Origin of the sequence: Thioalkalivibrio sp. ALRh (assembly GCF_000381425.1) — a bacterium.
Classification (GTDB): domain Bacteria; phylum Pseudomonadota; class Gammaproteobacteria; order Ectothiorhodospirales; family Ectothiorhodospiraceae; genus Thioalkalivibrio.
In genome coordinates this window covers 18,239-35,851 of the sequence record NZ_KB906526.1, presented here as the reverse complement: position 1 = coordinate 35,851, position 17,613 = coordinate 18,239, and the positions used below count along the sequence as shown (strand labels likewise).

The 17,613-nt window shown below is 66.7% G+C and carries 19 protein-coding genes; 10 read left to right on the top strand and 9 right to left on the bottom strand.

Annotation, left to right across the window (positions count from 1 at the left end; genetic code table 11):
* Positions 1-13: 13 nt before the first annotated feature.
* Complete coding sequence (gene mobB, locus F791_RS0112520) at positions 14-550, bottom strand: molybdopterin-guanine dinucleotide biosynthesis protein B (protein WP_018138156.1); 537 nt, start codon at positions 548-550, stop codon at positions 14-16.
* Positions 551-614: 64 nt separating this feature from the next.
* Positions 615-1,181: a molybdenum cofactor guanylyltransferase MobA gene (gene mobA, locus F791_RS0112515; protein WP_018138155.1), complete on the bottom strand. Its 567-nt coding sequence runs from the start codon at positions 1,179-1,181 to the stop codon at positions 615-617.
* 137 nt (positions 1,182-1,318) lie between these two features.
* On the opposite strand from mobA, the gene F791_RS0112510 reads away from it, so the two are divergent.
* The 5 genes from F791_RS0112510 (at position 1,319) to F791_RS0112490 (ending at position 6,192) form a co-directional block, all read left to right on the top strand.
* Entirely contained in the window at positions 1,319-2,842 is a 1,524-nt protein-coding gene (locus F791_RS0112510) for a nodulation protein NfeD (RefSeq protein ID WP_018994730.1), read from the top strand.
* Positions 2,843-3,161: 319 nt separating this feature from the next.
* Entirely contained in the window at positions 3,162-3,998 is an 837-nt protein-coding gene (locus F791_RS0112505; protein WP_019592720.1) for a slipin family protein, read from the top strand.
* 14 nt (positions 3,999-4,012) lie between these two features.
* On the top strand, positions 4,013-4,921 hold the full coding sequence (gene xerD, locus F791_RS0112500; RefSeq protein WP_019592719.1) for a site-specific tyrosine recombinase XerD: 909 nt from the start codon (positions 4,013-4,015) through the stop codon (positions 4,919-4,921).
* 94 nt (positions 4,922-5,015) lie between these two features.
* Positions 5,016-5,729: a DsbC family protein gene (locus tag F791_RS0112495; protein ID WP_018138024.1), complete on the top strand. Its 714-nt coding sequence runs from the start codon at positions 5,016-5,018 to the stop codon at positions 5,727-5,729.
* 61 nt (positions 5,730-5,790) lie between these two features.
* Positions 5,791-6,192, top strand: coding sequence for an OsmC family protein (locus tag F791_RS0112490; protein WP_019592718.1), 402 nt, complete (start codon positions 5,791-5,793; stop codon positions 6,190-6,192).
* Positions 6,193-6,469: 277 nt separating this feature from the next.
* Here the strand turns inward: F791_RS0112490 and trxA are convergent, their stop codons facing one another.
* A complete protein-coding gene (gene trxA, locus F791_RS0112485; protein ID WP_019592717.1) occupies positions 6,470-7,345 on the bottom strand; it encodes a thioredoxin in 876 nt (291 codons plus the stop codon).
* 319 nt (positions 7,346-7,664) lie between these two features.
* Here trxA and parE point away from each other — a divergent pair, with 319 nt between their 5' ends.
* Together parE and F791_RS0112475 are read left to right on the top strand one after the other, a co-directional pair.
* Complete coding sequence (gene parE / locus F791_RS0112480; RefSeq protein WP_019592716.1) at positions 7,665-9,551, top strand: DNA topoisomerase IV subunit B; 1,887 nt, start codon at positions 7,665-7,667, stop codon at positions 9,549-9,551.
* Between the two features lie 125 nt (positions 9,552-9,676).
* Positions 9,677-10,249, top strand: coding sequence for a Spy/CpxP family protein refolding chaperone (locus F791_RS0112475; RefSeq protein ID WP_018994278.1), 573 nt, complete (start codon positions 9,677-9,679; stop codon positions 10,247-10,249).
* Positions 10,250-10,293: 44 nt separating this feature from the next.
* Here F791_RS0112475 and F791_RS0112470 read toward each other — a convergent pair whose 3' ends face one another.
* The 4 genes from F791_RS0112470 to F791_RS0112455 form a co-directional block, all read right to left on the bottom strand.
* A complete protein-coding gene (locus F791_RS0112470) occupies positions 10,294-10,620 on the bottom strand; it encodes a DUF3634 family protein (RefSeq protein WP_018138029.1) in 327 nt (108 codons plus the stop codon).
* 12 nt (positions 10,621-10,632) lie between these two features.
* Entirely contained in the window at positions 10,633-11,475 is an 843-nt protein-coding gene (locus tag F791_RS0112465) for a M48 family metallopeptidase (RefSeq protein WP_038049031.1), read from the bottom strand.
* A 99-nt stretch (positions 11,476-11,574) separates the two neighbouring features.
* Entirely contained in the window at positions 11,575-12,522 is a 948-nt protein-coding gene (locus F791_RS0112460; RefSeq protein ID WP_019592715.1) for a nitroreductase family protein, read from the bottom strand.
* A gap of 51 nt (positions 12,523-12,573) precedes the next feature.
* Complete coding sequence (locus F791_RS0112455) at positions 12,574-13,677, bottom strand: alkene reductase (RefSeq protein WP_038057212.1); 1,104 nt, start codon at positions 13,675-13,677, stop codon at positions 12,574-12,576.
* A gap of 160 nt (positions 13,678-13,837) precedes the next feature.
* Between F791_RS0112455 and F791_RS0112450 the strand changes: the two genes are divergently transcribed.
* The 3 genes from F791_RS0112450 (at position 13,838) to F791_RS0112440 (ending at position 16,037) form a co-directional block, all read left to right on the top strand.
* On the top strand, positions 13,838-14,386 hold the full coding sequence (locus F791_RS0112450) for a glutathione peroxidase (protein WP_018138033.1): 549 nt from the start codon (positions 13,838-13,840) through the stop codon (positions 14,384-14,386).
* 380 nt (positions 14,387-14,766) lie between these two features.
* On the top strand, positions 14,767-15,129 hold the full coding sequence (locus tag F791_RS0112445; protein WP_019592713.1) for a nucleotide pyrophosphohydrolase: 363 nt from the start codon (positions 14,767-14,769) through the stop codon (positions 15,127-15,129).
* A gap of 143 nt (positions 15,130-15,272) precedes the next feature.
* Positions 15,273-16,037 carry an SDR family NAD(P)-dependent oxidoreductase gene (locus tag F791_RS0112440; protein ID WP_019592712.1) on the top strand — a complete coding sequence of 255 codons (765 nt, stop codon included), beginning with the start codon at positions 15,273-15,275 and terminating at the stop codon, positions 16,035-16,037.
* A gap of 133 nt (positions 16,038-16,170) precedes the next feature.
* On the opposite strand, the gene F791_RS0112435 is transcribed toward F791_RS0112440, so the two are convergent.
* Positions 16,171-16,836 (bottom strand): DUF3012 domain-containing protein, encoded by a 666-nt coding sequence (locus F791_RS0112435; protein WP_019592711.1) that lies wholly within the window; start codon positions 16,834-16,836, stop codon positions 16,171-16,173.
* Positions 16,837-16,980: 144 nt separating this feature from the next.
* A complete protein-coding gene (locus tag F791_RS0112430) occupies positions 16,981-17,610 on the bottom strand; it encodes a MarC family protein (RefSeq protein ID WP_018138037.1) in 630 nt (209 codons plus the stop codon).
* Between the last annotated feature and the right edge of the window lie 3 nt (positions 17,611-17,613).

Genomic DNA, 17,613 nt, shown 5'->3' with positions numbered 1-17,613 from the left:
CCGGGGCAGGTGTTCAGGGGTTCAGGTTGAAGTGGTCAATGATAAAACGCGCGACCGCATCGGGGTCGTTGATCGGCAGCAGGGGGCCGTCGAAGTCCAGCTCGGCGGCATCGGTCGCGACCGCGATCACGCCGGGGATCTCCGGGTAGAGCGGGGGCTTGCCGACAGAGGGGCGGTGGACCTCGATCTTCGGCAGGTCAGCCTGCTTGAAGCCCTCGACCAGGATCAGGTCCGCGCGTTCCGGGTCCAGGCGCGAGCAGAGCATGTCCAGGTCCGGTACGCGGCCATCGTCGGTCTCCGGGGTCTCCACCATCAGCGCATAGCGCCGGCAGGAGGCAACCAGCATCTGGTCCGCACCGGCATGGCGCAGCTCGTAGCTGTCCTTGCCGGGGGTATCCACGTCGAAGGCATGGTGGGCATGCTTGATCACGGCCGGGCGCTGGCCGCGGGCGCGCAGGGCGGGGATCACCGCCTTGAGCAGGGTGGTCTTGCCGCTGCCGCTCCAGGCGGCAAAGCCGATGCGCGGGAGGTTGGTCGGGATTGGGTTCATGGCCACCTGCTTGCGTTATGCACGCCCGAGTATAGCGATAACCGGTGGCAGCGGGAGGGGGCGCTCAGCCGACCAGGTCTTCGGGCGTGTTCAGGTTGACGAAGGCGCCGGGCTGGTCGGAGAAGTCGACCACCGTGGCGCCAATGTCGCGAAACCAGCGGCCGACCGCGAGTGGGCCACGTGCGAGATCCGTCTCCAGGCGCGCGGCCAGCTCGGGTCTGAGCAGCGCGAATAGCGGTTGCAGCCGTTCGCCGTCGTGGGCGATCGCGGCCGGGGCGGCGCAGGAGCCCAGCGCCTGGCCCAGTCTTGCGGCCAGATTCGGAGGCAGGTGCGGGGCATCCACCGGGACACAGAGCAGGGTGTGGCCGGGGGCGTGCGCCCATGTCGCGGCGATCCCGGCCAGCGGCCCCGGGTAATCGGGGCGCGTATCCGGCAGACAGGGAAACCCCAGCGCCTGATAGCGGTCGATATCGGTGTTGGCGCTGATCACGATGGAGTCCACTTGCGGCCGCAGACGTTCGATCACCTGTTCCACCAGTGGGCGGCCCTGGTACTCCACCCAGCCCTTGTTGCGCCCGCCCATGCGTCGACCCTGTCCGCCGGCCAGGACCAGGCCGAGTGGCGGATGCATTGCCTTGTTCGTGGGGGATGCGGACATCGGGATTGGGGAATCAGCGGCGCAATAGCCTATGGTTTAGGGTGGGGGCACGTACCGGGTGAAGCGTTGCCGAGTGTACGACGAAACAGGACCGACGGGAGAGGAAGCCCATGAAGCGAGGCGGCATGCGCCTCTGGCGAACCGTAATCTGGCTGGCGTTCCTGCTGCTGGGGGCCGGCTGGCTGGCGATGTCCACGCTGGCGGACACCGGGCAGCGGCAGGCACTGGTGCTGACCGTGGAAGATGCCATTGGTCCGGCCACCGGCGATTACATCCGCCGCGGTATCGAGCGCGCGGAGGCCGAGGACGCCGAGATCATGGTCCTGATGCTGGATACCCCGGGCGGGCTGGATTCCAGCATGCGCAGCATTATCCGCAACATCCTGCAATCGGATGTCCCGGTGGTCACCTATGTCCACCCTTCGGGTGCCCGCGCGGCCAGTGCCGGGACCTACATCCTCTACGGTTCGCATGTCGCCGCGATGACCCCGGCCACCAACCTCGGTTCTGCCACGCCGGTGCAGATGGGCGGAGGCGGCCTGCCGGGCATGGATCCGCCGGAAGAGGAGGAAGAAGAGGCCACCGACGAGACCAATGGCAATGGCGACAACGGTAACGGCAACGGCAACGGCAACGGCAACGGCAACGGCGACAACGGCGAGGTCGAACCGGCCACCGAGGAGGAACTGCTGGAAGACGATCCCCCCTCACCCCGCCGGGGCGGCGACGCGATGGAGCGCAAGGTGCTGGAAGATGCGGTGTCCTACATCCGCGGCCTGGCCGAGCGCTACGACCGCAACGCCGAGTGGGCCGAGGAGACAGTGCGCGAGGGCTCCAACCTGACCGCGACTGCCGCGCTGGAACAGAACGTGATCGATTTCGTCGCGGACAACCTCGACGACCTGCTGGCGCAGATCGACGGCCATACCGTGCGTATGCACGACGGCGAGCGGACGCTGTCGACCGAGGGGCTGGAGATTGTGCGCATGGATCCGGACTGGCGCACCCAGTTGCTGTCGCTGATCACCAACCCGAATATCGCCTACATCCTGATGCTGATCGGGATATACGGCATCATCTTCGAGCTGGCCAATCCGGGCGCGATCTATCCCGGGGTGATCGGCTCGATCGCGCTGATACTGGCGTTCTTCGCGCTGCAGGTGATGCCGGTGAACTACGCGGGCCTGGCGCTGATGCTGCTGGGCATGATTTTCATGATTGCAGAGGCCTTCGTACCCAGTTTCGGGGCGCTGGGCATAGGAGGAATCGTGGCCTTTACTGTTGGCTCCATCATCCTGTGGGACGACCCGCAGCTGAATGTGGCGATCCCGCTGGTGATTGGCACTGCCATCGCTATCGGCATCCTGTCGGTCTGGGTGCTGGGCCGGCTGTTCAGCCTGCGTGGCAAGAAGCCCGCCACCGGCTACGAAGAGATGATCGGCATGATCGGCGAGGCGCGCGAGGACTTCGACCAAAGCGGTCGAGTCTGGGTCCACAGCGAACAGTGGAACGCGGAGACTTCGGCACCGGTCCGCGAAGGACAGAAGGTGCGGGTGACCGCAATCGAAGGACTCAGGCTTCGGGTCGAACCCGTGACTGAAGAAGACACCCCGGGCACTGCCTCGGCCGGCTAGGGAAACACTGATTAATGTACACACTCGCGTTGGTACCCCAGGTTTTCCGAGACAAGGCGCGGTGCGCAGCCGGTAGTGGTTCTACCGGCAAGTGCCGCAACGCAGGATCGGGGAACCTGGGGTGCCAACCCTACGACTTAATTAACGAAAGGGCTCGGCCGCTTTTGCGCGCGCACGGCGTTGCGGCTCCCTTGTGCAGAATGACTGCACGGCGGTCACCGCGCCTTGTTCGCACGCAAAAGCGACTCGAGCGCGAGCGTGTACATTAAACAGTGTTTCCCCCGCCGGCGCGGCACCCTCAACACAGAAGGAGCAGGACATGAACGATCTCGGTTTCTTTGTCGTCCCGCTAGTCATCCTGGTCGCCATCATCGTGATGTCGATCAAGGTGCTGCGCGAGTACGAGCGCGGCGTCATCTTCTTCCTCGGCCGTTTCCAGTCGGTGAAGGGCCCGGGCCTGATCATCGTGATTCCGGGCATCCAGCAGATGGTGCGGATCGACCTGCGCATCATCACACTCGACGTGCCCAGTCAGGACGTGATCTCGCAGGACAACGTGACGGTGCGGGTGAACGCGGTGCTGTACTTCCGCGTGGTGGATTCCGCCAAGTCGGTCATCCAGGTCGAGGATTACTACGCTGCGACCAGTCAGCTCGCGCAGACCACGCTGCGCTCCGTGCTCGGCAAGCATGACCTGGACGAGATGCTCTCCGAGCGCGACAAGCTGAACAACGACATCCAGGAGATCCTCGATTCACAGACCGATGCTTGGGGCATCAAGGTCACCAATGTCGAGATCAAGCATGTCGACCTGGACGACTCGATGATCCGCGCGATCGCGCGCCAGGCCGAGGCCGAGCGCGAACGTCGGGCGAAGGTCATCCACGCCGAGGGCGAACTGCAGGCGGCCGAGAAGCTGGTCCAGGCCGCGCAGCAGATGGAGGCGAGCCCGGCCGCGCTGCAGCTGCGTTACCTGCAGACGATGTCCGACATGTCGACGAACGGCAACGCCAACTCGATCTTCTTCCCGCTGCCGCTGGAGCTGACCAAGGTGTTCGAGAACCTCGCCGGCAAGTTCCGCGCGGAGAACCCCGAGGCGCCGGGCAATCCGCTGGGCGGTCTCGGCAATCCGGGCAACCCGCGAGGTAACCCGTAGGCCGCGCGCGGGCCGTGACCGCAGCGGCAGTCGTCCAGTCCGACACCCTCGACCGCTTCCTCGACGAGCTCTGGGCGGTCGAGGGCCTGTCGGATCACACCCTGGCGGCCTATCGCCGCGACCTTGAGGCCCTGGCGCGCTGGCTGCACGGGCGCGGGGTCGCGCTGGAGACGGCCAGTGGTGCCGATCTGCTGGGATTCGTCAGCGCCCGCATGCAGGCGGGCGCGCGGCCAAAGTCGATTACCCGTGCCCTGTCCAGCCAGCGGCGCTTCTACCGCTACCTGGTGCACCAGGGCGAGCGCGAGGATGACCCCAGTGCCGGGATCGAGTCCCCGCGCGCCGGGCGCCCGCTGCCGGACAGCCTGTCCGAAAGCCAGGTCGACGCGCTGCTGGCGGCCCCGGAACTGGATACCGCAGTCGGCCTGCGCGACCGCGCGATGCTGGAGCTGATGTACGCGACCGGCCTGCGCGTGTCCGAGCTGGTCGGCCTGGAGCAGTCCGAGGTGAACACCCGCCAGGGCGTGGTGCGCGTGACCGGCAAGGGCGACAAGGAACGCCTGGTGCCGCTGGGGGAGGAGGCCGTGCACTGGCTGACACGCTATCTGCGCGAGGCCCGGGCCGACCTGATGGCCGGTCATCCGCCGGTGGATACCGTGTTTGTAACGCGGCGTGGCCGGGGACTGACGCGCCAGGCCTTCTGGTATCGCATCAAGCACTATGCACGGGTGGCCGGCATCGAGGCGCCGCTGTCGCCGCATACCCTGCGCCACGCGTTCGCGACCCATCTGCTGGACCACGGGGCGGATCTGCGCGTGGTGCAGATGCTGCTGGGCCACTCCAGCCTGTCGACGACGCAAATCTATACCCACGTCGCACGCGCCCGCCTGCAGAGCCTGCATGCGGAACATCATCCCCGCGGCTGACGTCTATTACCCCAGTTTCGTGCCAGAGCCGGGCGGGCCGTATTGTTGGGCCTGCTAGACTGGCCTCCTTTTTTGTACAGCCACGAGAGAGTCCATGTTTGTAAAACGCGCACTGCCCCTGGCCGTCCTGCTGGCCGCCTTCACTACCACCGCCGCCGCGACCGATGCCATCGAGGAGCGCATGGCCGAGGTCATCCCCAATGCCGAGATCGACAGCATCCAGGAAACCGGCATGGACGGGATCTACGAGGTGCGCTACGGCACCGAGATCTTCTATGTGTCCGGGGATGGCAAGTACCTGCTGCAGGGCAACCTGATTGACCTGGATACCCGTGACAACCTGACCCAGGGTTCGCTGCGGGGCGTGCGTGCCGACATGTTCGCCGAGATCGACGACAGCGAACTGGTCGTCTATTCACCGAACGGCGACACCCGCGGCGTGCTGAACGTGTTTACCGATCCGAATTGCCCCTACTGCCGCGAGATCCACCAGGACATCCCGCAGTACCTGGAGGCCGGTATCAAGGTGCGCTACCTGATGTTCCCGGTGCTGGGGCAGAACTCCCCGGAGATCATGGACCGGATCTGGTGTGCGGATGACCGCGAGGACGCGATGGACCGGGCCAAGGCCGGTGACACCCTGGACGACATCGATGGCAGCTGCGGCACCCCGCAGGACGCCCACATGGCACTGGGTCAGCAGCTGAATCTGCGCGGCACCCCGGCCCTGATCACCGAGGACGGCCAGCAGATGTCCGGCTATCAGGAGCCGGAGGCCGTAATCGAACGGATCGTCGGCAGCAACTGACCGAACGGATCGCCCGGACCGCAGCGGACGGGCCGGGCGCATTCTTCCAGCGGAGGTTTCGATGCTCGAATACGAGTTGCGCGTTGAACGACTGGACTCGCACGGCAGTGTGGCCAGCGCCAAGCAGGCCGAGACCACCCTGGACACCGACATGGACGGGCGTGACGATGCGCTGAGCCCGCCGGAGCTGCTGCTCGCATCGCTGGGGGCCTGCATGGTGAGGGGTATTCAGCGGGCCCTGCCAATGTTGCGTATGGAGATCGACACCCTGTCGATCCAGTTGCGTGGCTGGCGCCAGGACGACCCGCCCGCAATCGCCAGAATCGAGTACCGCATCGAAGTCGGGACCGACGACGATGAGGAGATGCTGGAGATCCTGCACCGCAACGTGCAGAAGGGCACGATCTACTCGACCCTGGCCGCTGGGACCGAACTCACCGGAGAGCTCGTCGCCAGCACCTGATGTTGCGCTCTCGTAGGAGGCCAGCCCCCTGGCCGATGGGGTGCTGCCGTATCGCGCGCACGCGTAGCCCCGCCCGCGCCGGATGTATTCCCGGTGGCTACGGCAGGGGTTCGGCGTCCGTCGGATGGGTTGGCCTGCGTCTGATCGCCGAGAGGGCTCGGCTCCTACAGCGCTGGACCGCGCCCCTCGTAGGAGGCCAGCCCCCTGGCCGATGGGGCGCATGCAGGAGCGCGGTCGCCCGCGAAGCCCCTGTTCGAGCGGATTCCCGAGCGTCTCCTTAGTACAGAAGTGACGCCATCTGCCGCCGGTACTGTCCGACCAGCGGATGGTCATCCCCCAGCACCTTGAATGCGGCCAGCAGGCCCTTCTGGCCGGCGCCGTCGTTGTAGGCGCGGTGCTGCTTCATCAGTTGCAGGTACAGCCCCAGCGCCTCCTCGGCACGGCCCGAGAGGATCGCGTAGGCGGCCATCTTCTCCAGTGCCTCGGGGCTGGGGTTGCCGGACTGGATCTCCGTCGCCACGGCCTGCGGGTCGATGCCGGCCGCGGTCTTGGCGAAGACTAGTCGCGCACGCAGTTCCTTCACCGCGTCCTGTTCGTGCTGGTCCAGCGGCAGCTTGTTCAGCTCCGCTTCGGCGGCGTCCGCATCGCCAGACTGGGCCAGCGCTCGGGCCAGCTCGATGCGCAGGTCGCCATTGTCGGGGTCTTCCTCGAGCGCGGCCCTGAGCGTGGCCAGGGCACCGTCCACATCGCCGGTTTTCGCCTGTTCGCGCGCCTGTTCGATGATCCTGTCCGAGGGCTTTTCCAGGTAGCGGTCGATCATCGCGCGGATGTTCGGCTCCGGCTGCACGCCCATAAACTGGTCCACCGGCTTGCCGTGGCGGAACACCATCACGGTGGGCAGGCTGCGCACGCCGTACTGCTGGGCCAGGGCCTGCTGCTCGTCGCTGTTGACCTTGGCCAGGCGGAACTTGCCGGCGTACTGCGCAGCCAGTTGCTGCAGCAGCGGCATCAGCTGCTGGCAGGGCCCGCACCAGGCGGCCCAGAAGTCGACCATCACCGGGCGGCGGGCGGATTCTTCCAGCACGGCCTGCTGGAAACTTTCCTGGGTGACGTCGAGGATGTCCTCGCCGGTTATGCTCGCGGCTTCTTCCATCGGAAACCTCCTGTGAAGACGGGGATACGGAATCTGCCCTGCATTGTTGGGATCGGAACCGGGATTGCAAGCAGCCTTTCCCCCGCAGGCTTTGGTACGCTGCGCACAGGCCACCGCGCTGGCCACGAATACGGTTGCCCCCGTCATTGCGAGGAGGCGTAGCCGACGAAGCAATCTCCCCGGGCGGCTTCGACGTTGGCCCGGACCAATGTCGGTGGTTTCGTTGGGAGGTTGCTTCGTCGCTTCGCTCTTCGCAATGACGGTGCCTGTTCAGAAGGCTGGGTTTGGCAAAGGGCATGATCAATAAAGGGGTTCCTGTGTGAGCTATTCCGCATCCGATATCGAGGTCCTCGAGGGGCTGGACCCGGTGCGCAAGCGCCCGGGCATGTATACCGACACCACCCGCCCGAACCACCTCGCGCAGGAGGTGATCGACAACTCGGTGGACGAGGCGATCAGCGGCCACGCCAAGCGCATCGACGTGATCCTGCACAAGGACGACTCGGTCTCCGTGTCGGATGACGGCCGTGGCATGCCGGTCGATCTGCACCCGCGGGAGAACCGCCCGGGCGTGGAGGTGATCCTGTCCACGCTGCATGCGGGCGGGAAGTTCTCGGACAAGAACTACCAGTTCTCCGGTGGCCTCCACGGGGTGGGCGTCTCGGTGGTCAATGCCCTGTCGCAGCAGCTCGAGGTGCAGATCAAGCGCGACGGGCGCGAGTACCGCATGGCTTTTTCCGGGGGGCACAAGACGCAGGATCTCGAAGAGGTCGGGGAGGTTGGCAAGCGCAATACCGGCACCACGCTGCACTTCTGGCCGGACCCGCAGTACTTCGATTCCGCGAAGTTCTCGGTCCCCCGACTCAAGCACATCTTGCGCGCCAAGGCCGTGCTGTGCCCGGGCCTGACCGTCACCTTCCGCGACGAAACCACCGGCGAGGCCTGCGAGTGGTGCTATCAGGCGGGCCTGCGCGACTACCTGGTGGAGGCGCTGGACGGCCTCGATCGCCTGCCGGAGGAGCCGTTCATGGGCTCGATGGCCGGCGCCACCGAGGCGGTGGACTGGGCGGTGACCTGGCTGCCGGAGGGCGGCGAGGTCGTCAGCGAGAGCTACGTGAACCTGATCCCGACCACGCAGGGCGGCACGCACGTGAACGGCCTGCGCACCGGTCTCACGGATGCCGTGCGCGAATTCTGCGAGTTCCGCAGCCTGCTGCCACGCGGGATCAAGCTGGCGCCGGAGGATGTCTGGGAGCGGGTCGCCAGTGTGCTGTCGTTCAAGATGCAGGACCCGCAGTTTGCCGGGCAGACCAAGGAGCGCCTGTCCTCGCGCCAGGCCGCGCCGTTTGTCTCCGGCGTGGTCAAGGACGCCTTCAGCCTTTGGCTGAACCAGCACCCGCAGCAGGGCGAGCGTATCGCCGAGCTGGCGATCCAGAACGCGCAGAAACGCAGCCGCGCGGGGCGCAAGGTGGTGCGCAAGAAGGTCACCCAGGGCCCGACCCTGCCGGGCAAGCTGGCGGACTGCGCCAGCCAGGACCTGGAGCGCACCGAGCTGTTTCTGGTCGAGGGCGATTCCGCCGGTGGCTCCGCCAAGCAGGCGCGCGACCGCGACTTTCAGGCGATCATGCCACTGCGTGGCAAGATCCTGAACTCCTGGGAGGTCGACCCGGACCAAGTGCTCGGATCGCAGGAGATCCACGACATCTCCGTGGCCCTGGGCGTGGACCCGGGGCAGGCCAGTCTCGACGGGCTGCGCTACGGCAAGGTCTGCATCCTGGCCGACGCGGACTCCGACGGCGCGCACATCGCCACCCTCCTGTGCGCGCTGTTCCTGAAGCACTTCCGCCCGCTGGTGGAACGCGGGCATATCTACATCGCGATGCCGCCGCTATATCGCGTGGACGTCGGCAAGCAGACCTTCTACGCCCTGGACGACGACGAGAAGGCCGGCGTGCTGGAACGCATCGAGGCGGAGAAGATGAAGGGCAAGGTCTCCGTGACCCGCTTCAAGGGCCTGGGCGAGATGAACCCGCTACAGCTGCGCGAGACCACCATGAATCCGGACACCCGACGCCTGGTACAGCTCACCCTGGACGCCGCCGACGACACCCAGCAGCTGATGGACATGCTGCTCGGCAAGAAGCGCGCCTCCGAACGCCGCGCCTGGCTGGAAGGCAAGGGCCACCTGGCCGACGTCGCCGTTTAAGGAAGTCACGTGCCCATGCATGTGCTCGTGCTCGGCTGGTTGCCCGCGCTTGTAGCGGAACCCGACCATCCCTTAGGGGGTCGATCATGCGTTATGCCCGACGAATCATCCCCAAGGAGTCGCTGATGAAATCTCTGGCCCCAGTGCGCTGGGTTATCGGGTTGGCGCTGGCCGGCTGTATGGCCCCCGCGCTGGCCAACCCGTATACGACGCTGCAGGACCGCGAGATCAAGGCCCTGTCGGCCGAGGAGCAGGAGGGTCTGCTGGATGGGCAGGGGCTGGGGATGGCCCTGCCGGCGGAGCTGCATGGCTATCCCGGTCCGCTCCATGTGCTGGAGGTGGCCGATCAACTGGATCTCAGTGCCGAGCAGCAGGCGGAGACCGAGCGGCTGTTCGATGCCATGCGCGAGCAGGCGCGGGAGCTGGGGCAGCGGATCGTCGATCTGGAGCGTGAGCTTGACGAGCGCTTTGCCTCGCGCGAGATCACCAGCGACCAGATCGAGGCGCTGACGGTCGAGATCGGCGAGTTGCGTGGGCGGCTGCGCCACGTCCATCTTTCCCACCACCTGGAAATGGACGAGCTGCTGTCGGATGAGCAGAAGGAGGCCTACCAGCGTGCCCGTGGCTACGACGAGGATCGGCCCGGCGCGCACGGACATCAGCACGGCCACGATCACCACCATGGCCACGGCCACTGATCGGGGCGCCGTTCAAGGGCGCGAATCGGCGCCCCAGTGCTCTTTTAGCGGCGTTTGCGGCGGCGCCGACGGCCGAGCTTGATGCGCTTCAGGGCGGTTTGCAGCTCGCCCTGCGCCTCGCGGGGGATGGAGCCGGAGGCGCGCAGGCGTGCGCCCTCGCGGGTGCGCATCGCGGTCAGGCGGCCGCGCTGGATGCCGTAGCGCCGGGCGACATCCCGGGCTGTGTGCTCGAAGTGCATGGGCACGTCGCCGCGCCGTGCCCGCGGCTTGCCGTCCACGATCTCGAGGCTGAACAGGATGCTGGCCTGCCAGATGATCAATGCCGCTGCGGCCAGCAGCAGCGCAATCATCAGCAGTAACGCGGTGAGCATGGACATTTCGGTCTAATCCGACTCCGGTTCCGGTAGTGCTTCGACCTGGCGGCGAAAGCGCTGGAAATCATCGCTGTCTCGAGCCAGCCCGTCCAGTGTTTCCTGCGGGAGCGCGTCGATCCGCGCCTGGGTGTTCTCCACACGCTCGCGGGTGGTGGGGTGTGTGGCGAAGAACTGCTCGACCCGGCCGGGATCCCGGTCGCGCTCGTCCAGCAGGGTTTCGAAGAACGAGACGAGGCCAATGGGGTGGATACCGGCATCCACCAGGTAGCCAATGGCCACGTCGTCCGCCTCGCGCTCCGCCTCGCGGCTGTAGCCGGCGAACACGCCCGCGGCGCCGACCTGCACGGCCACCTGCTCCGCCGCGCCAGGGTCGCGTCCGAGAATCACGCCGTAGACGACGGCGAGCCCCATTTCGGCCTGCTGCGCACGGCGCCACTGGTCGATGCCATGGCGCTTCACCACATGCCCGACCTCGTGCGCCAGCACGCCGGCCAGCTCGGACATGTCATCGGCCCGCTCGATCAGGCCGCGGTAGACATAGATATGGCCGCCGGGCACGGCGAAGGCGTTCACGTCCGGCCCGTTGACGACGTAGAAGGTGTAGTCGATCTCTTCGCGATCGTCGGCCACCGCCGCGATCGAGCGGCCCAGCGAATTGATGTAGTCGTTGATGGCCGGCTCTTCGACGATGGGCAACTCCGCGTTCATCTCCTCGGCCAGTTCCTCGCCCAGCTGGCGTTCCTCCTGCACCGAGACTCGCGGTGCGCAGGCGCTCGCCAGCACAAACACACCGACCAGGGCCAGCACTGCGGCCAGCCGTCCATACGCCCTCTGTATTCCTTGTGTTGTCATGCTGTCCCTCTCGTGCTGTCGCGTGCCCTTGTGTCTCCAACATAGAGCGTTTTGGCTCGCGCGGGGAGGGCCGGAATCGTACGTGGGTCTGCGTTTGCCTCAGTGTTTCAGCAAGTCGTCCAGCGGGCGGCGCGGCGTAGGGTGGGATGTGCCGTCCGGGAGGCCCAGCGCGAACAGCAGTTGCGGCTGGCCCCCACCCAGGGTCTCGGCCAGTTGCGGGCGCCAATCGGCCTGCTGGACGGGCTGATTCAGGTAGCGGGCGCATAGCCCGTGCCGGGCGGCTTCGAGCAGTACGCGCTGCAGGGCCTGTCCGGCGGTCAGCCACTGCATCGGACCCTCGATTCCGGTGCCCAATGCCAGCAGCAACGGGGCCGCCTGTGCCGCCCTAGCCTCGCCGCGCGCCATCGCGCGGGCGGGCACCAGATGGCGGACGCTCCAGCGGGCCAGGCCGCCGGTCACACGACCGACCGGCAGGCCGTCGTCCCGGGAGGCCGGGCGCATCCACTGCGCCAGTTCGCGGCGCCAGGCGGGATTCTTCCATTGTGCAGCGGTCGCCGCGCGGATCAGGTTGGCGACCTCCTCGCGGCGCTCGTCGCCCGTGATCGGGCGCAGCCAGGCCCCTTCCTGGCGGGCGGCATGCACGAGTGTTTCGACGATGTCCGGGGAGATTTCGCCGGTGAGAAACCGGCCACGCCAGGAGCGGCGTTCACCGATCCGTTCTCGCAGTGGTTCCAGGTCCTGCTGGCCTGCTCCCCCATGGTGCCCAGTCAACAGCCGCACGAACGGGCCGTCGCCCGCCTGTTCCGGCCGCACGTTCAGGCCCTGGCCGTCCGCGGCGGCGGCCACGCGCAGGTTCAGCACCGCACAGCCGCAGCTGATGATGCGTTCGCGCCCGGTCGGGTCGTTCACCGGGAGCGAACGCGTCGGGTCGGTCCAGACCTCCACCCCCGCGCGGTCTACACGGAACCGCCAGGGCTGGGTGTTGTGCGAGGAGGGCGCCTGCCCGGCCAGGCGTAGCCACTCGCGGATGACGGGGTCGATCTGCATACCGCCAACATACCGCTGCGCCTTCGCGCTGGCGACGGGTTGGTCAGGGCACTAGTCGAGCGCGGGGTAGTCCGTGTAGCCGTGTTCGTCGCCACCATAGAAGGTTGCCTCGTCCCACTCGTTCAGCTCCGCATGGCGGCGGAAGCGTTCCGGCAGGTCCGGGTTGGCGATGAAGGGGCGGCCGAAGCTCACGAGGTCGCAGCGCCCGGCGTCGATGCGCTGACGGGCCGCGTCGGCGGTGTAGGCGCCGTTGCCGATGTAGGTGCGGCTGAAGTGTTCGCGGATCGCGTCGATCACGGGTTCCGGGCGGCCGGATTCGTGGTTGCCCTGGAACGAGTCCTCGACGACCTCGATATAGCTGATGCCGGTGGCGTCCAGCTCGCGGGCAAAGGCGCTGTAGGTAGCCAGCGGGTCGTCGTCATGCATGTCGTTGAAGCTGCCAGTGGGGCTCACGCGGATGCCGACTCGCTCCGGTCCCCATACCCCGATGACCGCGCGCACGACCTCCAGCGGCAGGCGCATGCGGTTCTCGACCGAGCCGCCATAGGCATCGGTTCGCTGGTTGCAGCCGCTGCGCAGGAACTGGTCCAGCAGATAGCCATTGGCCGCGTGGATCTGCACCCCGTCGAAGCCGGCCGCTCGCGCGTTCTGCGCCGCCTTGCGGTACTGCTCCACGATGTCCGGCAACTCGTCGGTCTCCAGCGCGCGGGGTTCGAGCACCTCCACCATGCCGGAGTCCGCACTGACAAACGTGTAGGCACCTTTGGGCTGGATGGCGGAGGGCGCGACGGGCTGGGCGCCATCGGGCTGAAGCTCCGGGCGCGAGATGCGGCCGACATGCCACAGCTGGGCCTGGATGCGGCCCCCGGCGGCGTGCACCGCCGCGGTGACCTTGCCCCAGCCGGCGACCTGCTCGGCCGAGTAGATGCCCGGCGTAAAGGCGTAGCCCTTGCCCTGCGGCGATACCTGGGTCGCTTCGCCGATGATCAGGCCCGCTCCGGCACGCTGGGCGTAGTACTCGGCGTTCAGCTCCCAGGGTGCGTCGCCCGGCTGGGCGGCGCGCGAGCGCGTCAGTGGTGACATCAGTATCCGGTTGGGCAGTTCTAGATCGCCAAGGCGATACGGGCGGAAAAGCGGGTCGCTGGAAGCGGTCATCAGGTTCTCCATCTCGGTTGAGTTCGTTCCGTGCGGGGCGTCGGACCGGAACGGGCCGGCGGACGTTCCGCTGCAGGGCGTCACCGGCATCGGGTGGGCGATGCGCAGAACCCTGGCTGTTACCGATGGTCTGAACGTCGAGCTATCGCGGAGATTCGACATGCCCCTGTTCATGCGCCTGTTCGCTGCCATCCTGCTGGTCTTTCCTCTGGCGCTTGCCAGTGCCGCCGAGCCTGACCGGGCGGCGTTGTTCGAGCACGAGCTGGGTCGATTGCACTCCTCCGAGGTGGTCAATCTGCAGGAGCGCTTTCAGGGGCACCCGCTTCTGATCGTCAACACGGCCAGCCACTGTGGCTACACCGATCAGTTCGGCGGGCTGGAACGGCTGCACCAGGATTACCGGGACCAGGGCCTGAAGGTCGTCGGCTTCCCCTCGCACGACTTCAACCAGGAGGCGGATGACGAGGCGGAGACCGCGCGTGTCTGTTTTCAGAACTTCGGCGTGACCTTCGATATGTTCAAGCCGATCGGCGTACGCGGTGACGGTGCGCACCCGATCTTCCGCGAACTGGCGCGCCAGGCCGACGCCCCGCGCTGGAACTTCTACAAGTACGTGGTGGACCGCGACGGCCGGGTGGTCGCGCACTTCCCCAGCCGGGTCGGCCCCAACTCCACCGACCTGCGCGGCGCGATCGAGAGCATCCTGTAGTACGTCTTTCGCGGATGCCGGCCCCGGCGCTCAGGGCAGCGGGACGAACTCGTGCTCGTCGCCCGGGCCTTGCCGGAAACAGCCGCCTTACCAGTTCTGTCTGGTTTGTCCGATACGCTCCTGGCGCAGCAAGCGTCTACTCGGGAGCGTTCCCGGGGCTGTAAGGCGGGTTCTTCCGCCGCACAGGGGGCGGGCTAGGCCTCGCATGCCTGCTCGTCAGTACGTGCGCTGTTCCCGAGCGAGCCGGGACCTCCGGCGTTCGAACATCCCGGTGGCGCCAGTTCTGTGCCTGCGCGGGCGATTACCAGGCGGATTACGGCGCGGCGAGAGTTCGTTACGGTGTCGAGTCCAGAGAAACGGATGCGACAGGAGTGATGGCCATGGGGTCGAACAACACGCGGGAGCTGGATGAGCTGGCGGCGCGGCTGGAGGCGTTCGTCGAAGAGCGCGACTGGGCGCAGTTCCATTCGCCGAAGAATCTCTCGATGGCGCTGGCGGGCGAGGTCGGCGAGCTGATCGAGCACTTCCAGTGGCTGACCGAGGAGCAGTCGCGTGGCCTGTCCGGCGAGGCGCTGGAAGAGGTTCGGGCCGAGATCGCGGATGTGCAGATCTATCTGCTGATGCTGGCGCGCAAGCTGAACATCGACCTCGTGCAGGCCGTGAGCGACAAGCTGGAAACCAACGCGAAAAAATACCCGGTGGACAAGGCGCGAGGTCTCGCACGCAAGTACACGAACCTGTAAATCGCTCGTTCGGCTCGCCCCGAGGCGTATGCGGCGAGAGTCGTGACCCGGATCAAGATTCCTGGCCTTTGCCGGGCTGATAATGGTCTTGTCCGCGAGCGCCTTGCCGCGGTTCCCCGACTGCATGACGAAGGAGACACAGCATGAGCCCCCTGGAAGGAAAAGTGATCGCAATCACCGGTGGCGCCGGTGGTATCGGCGAGAGCACGGCGCGCATGGCGTACGAGCAGGGTGCCAGTGTGGTGATTACCGACCGCGAGGCCGGGCCGGTGGACGCCATCGCCCAGTCTCTGGGTGAGAGGGCGGTGGGTCTGGCCGTGGACGTCACGCGGCGCGAGGACAACGAGCGCATGGTCGCGACCGCACTGGAAAGTTTCGGGCGCCTGGATGGCGTGTTCCTGAACGCCGGGATCGAGGGCGAGGTTGGCCCGTTCGACAGCCGCTCCGACGCGGCGTGGGAGAAGGTCTTTGCCGTCAACGTGCATGGCGTGCGCCTGGGCGCGGAGGCGGCCCTGCCGGCGCTGCGTCGCGGCAATGGCGGCAGCATTGTGATCACCTCCAGCGTAGCCGGGCTGCGCGGGGCGGCCGGCCTGTCGCCGTACGTGTCCAGCAAGCATGCGGTGGTGGGCATGATGAAGTGCCTGGCCGCCGAGCTGGGGCCGGAGAACATCCGCGTGAATACGCTCAACCCCGGCCCGGTCGCGAACCGCATGATGCAGTCCATCGAGGAACAGGCGAACCCGGGCCACGCCGACGAGGTGCACAAGTCCTTCGAGGCGCGTATCCCGCTGGGTCGGTACGTGAGCAACGAGGAATGCGCCGGGATGGCGGTATTCCTGCTGTCCGACGCCGCCTCCGGCTGCACGGGCAACACCTTTGTTGTCGACGGCGGCCTCTGCTCGCAGTAGTCAGCCGGGACGCGCCACTCGTCATCGTGCGGCGCGCAAGGCGCTGACGTCATTGCGAGGCCCCGCAGGGGCCGCGGCAATCTGTCGATTGAACCTGCAAGCGGGGCTCCGGGAGCTATGCCGGGGCCCCGCATCAGCGCCCCACGCAGTGGTTGGCAAAGGCGAAGGCGTCGTTCATCGTCCATTGGGCCTGGGGCGTGTTGGCCATGGCGTCGCACCATGCGGGACTGCCAACCGTCTGCGCGCCACCGGCGAACGTGGCCTCCATCTGCCGTTCCAGCCGCTCGTTGGTCCGGGCGAAGTTCAGCCACGCCATCTCCAGGGCCGGCGTTGCATGCGCTGTCTCGACACGCATGATGTTTTCTTCCAGTCGATCCAGCGACTGCTCCATGCGCCCTTCCAGTTCCAGCATGCGCTGGTGGTTTTCCGGGGCATCAAACGACGCCTCCATGACCTCCATCTCGTGTTCCTCGATCGACTCCATGAAGACGATCATCTCGCCTGCCAGCTGTTCCAGGCGCGGCGTCAGTTCTTCGGTCAGCCAGGTGGCGTGCTCATTGGCGGCCTCCCGGCTTTCGACCCCGGCCAGTTCCGCACTCATGGTGTCGAACAACTCGATCCAGGACTCCAAAAAGCCGATCGCGCGCTCCATGGCCGGCGCGCCTGGTTCTTCCTGGATGATGGTGTCCGGTTCCGCGGCCTGGGCCGAGTCGTTCGACTGGCCGCAGCCGGAAAACGTGATCAACACGAAAGCCAGCCCCGCGATGGCTGGCGCGGTAAAGCTCGGTAGGGTGTTCATGGCTGCCTCCCTCGGTTCCCCCTAACCGAACACAAATCAATGCAACAGGATGGGAACCGCGGCCAACAGCGAACGGAATGCGAACAGGCGGCGATTACCTAGTTCATAGCAGCAAACGCACCGGTTTGCCGAGGTGCAAGTTCGTCAGCCCAGCAGGCCGCTTTGCTCGAGGCCGTCGAATATGAACTGCATGGCCAGTGCGCAAAGCAGCACGCCGAGGATACGGGTCAGCACATGGGCGCCGGTGACCCCCAGCAGGTGCTGCAGGCGTGATGCCACCAGCAGACAGATCAGGGCCAGCACCATGATCGCCGCCAGCGCGCCCAGCACCACCGCCTGGGCCATCCAGTCATCGCCGGCCCGGCTCATCAGCAGGATTGCCGCTCCCATCGCGCCCGGCCCGGCCAGCATGGGGGTCGCCAGCGGGAATACCGAGATGTCGCCCCGGCTGCGCGCCTCGCTGGTTTCCGCCGGGGTCGCCGAGACCCCGCCGGAGCTGCGCGCGAAGACCATGTCGATCCCGATCAGCAACAGCAGGATGCCGCCGGCCGTGTACAGAGCCGGCATGGTGATGCCCAGTACCGACAGCACGGCCTCGCCGAACAGCGCGAACAGCATCAGGATGGCGGTCGCCAGCAATGCCGCGCGCCAGGCCACCCGGCGTCGCTGGGCCCGTGTCATGCCCTGGCTCAGCACCGCGAACACGACCGCCACGTCCACGGGGCCTACGGTCACGAAGAAAGTCGCCAGTGCGACCACACCCAGTTCCAGCATTGC

Coding starts and splice junctions, on each gene's coding strand:
- mobB (WP_018138156.1), bottom strand. CDS start 550: ATGAACCCAATCCCGACCAACCTCCCGCGCATCGGCTTTGCCGCCTGG.
- mobA (WP_018138155.1), bottom strand. CDS start 1,181: ATGCATCCGCCACTCGGCCTGGTCCTGGCCGGCGGACAGGGTCGACGC.
- F791_RS0112510 (WP_018994730.1), top strand. CDS start 1,319: ATGAAGCGAGGCGGCATGCGCCTCTGGCGAACCGTAATCTGGCTGGCG.
- F791_RS0112505 (WP_019592720.1), top strand. CDS start 3,162: ATGAACGATCTCGGTTTCTTTGTCGTCCCGCTAGTCATCCTGGTCGCC.
- F791_RS0112495 (WP_018138024.1), top strand. CDS start 5,016: ATGTTTGTAAAACGCGCACTGCCCCTGGCCGTCCTGCTGGCCGCCTTC.
- F791_RS0112490 (WP_019592718.1), top strand. CDS start 5,791: ATGCTCGAATACGAGTTGCGCGTTGAACGACTGGACTCGCACGGCAGT.
- trxA (WP_019592717.1), bottom strand. CDS start 7,345: ATGGAAGAAGCCGCGAGCATAACCGGCGAGGACATCCTCGACGTCACC.
- F791_RS0112475 (WP_018994278.1), top strand. CDS start 9,677: ATGAAATCTCTGGCCCCAGTGCGCTGGGTTATCGGGTTGGCGCTGGCC.
- F791_RS0112470 (WP_018138029.1), bottom strand. CDS start 10,620: ATGCTCACCGCGTTACTGCTGATGATTGCGCTGCTGCTGGCCGCAGCG.
- F791_RS0112465 (WP_038049031.1), bottom strand. CDS start 11,475: ATGACAACACAAGGAATACAGAGGGCGTATGGACGGCTGGCCGCAGTG.
- F791_RS0112460 (WP_019592715.1), bottom strand. CDS start 12,522: ATGCAGATCGACCCCGTCATCCGCGAGTGGCTACGCCTGGCCGGGCAG.
- F791_RS0112455 (WP_038057212.1), bottom strand. CDS start 13,677: ATGACCGCTTCCAGCGACCCGCTTTTCCGCCCGTATCGCCTTGGCGAT.
- F791_RS0112450 (WP_018138033.1), top strand. CDS start 13,838: ATGCCCCTGTTCATGCGCCTGTTCGCTGCCATCCTGCTGGTCTTTCCT.
- F791_RS0112445 (WP_019592713.1), top strand. CDS start 14,767: ATGGGGTCGAACAACACGCGGGAGCTGGATGAGCTGGCGGCGCGGCTG.
- F791_RS0112440 (WP_019592712.1), top strand. CDS start 15,273: ATGAGCCCCCTGGAAGGAAAAGTGATCGCAATCACCGGTGGCGCCGGT.
- F791_RS0112435 (WP_019592711.1), bottom strand. CDS start 16,836: ATGAACACCCTACCGAGCTTTACCGCGCCAGCCATCGCGGGGCTGGCT.
- F791_RS0112430 (WP_018138037.1), bottom strand. CDS start 17,610: ATGCTGGAACTGGGTGTGGTCGCACTGGCGACTTTCTTCGTGACCGTA.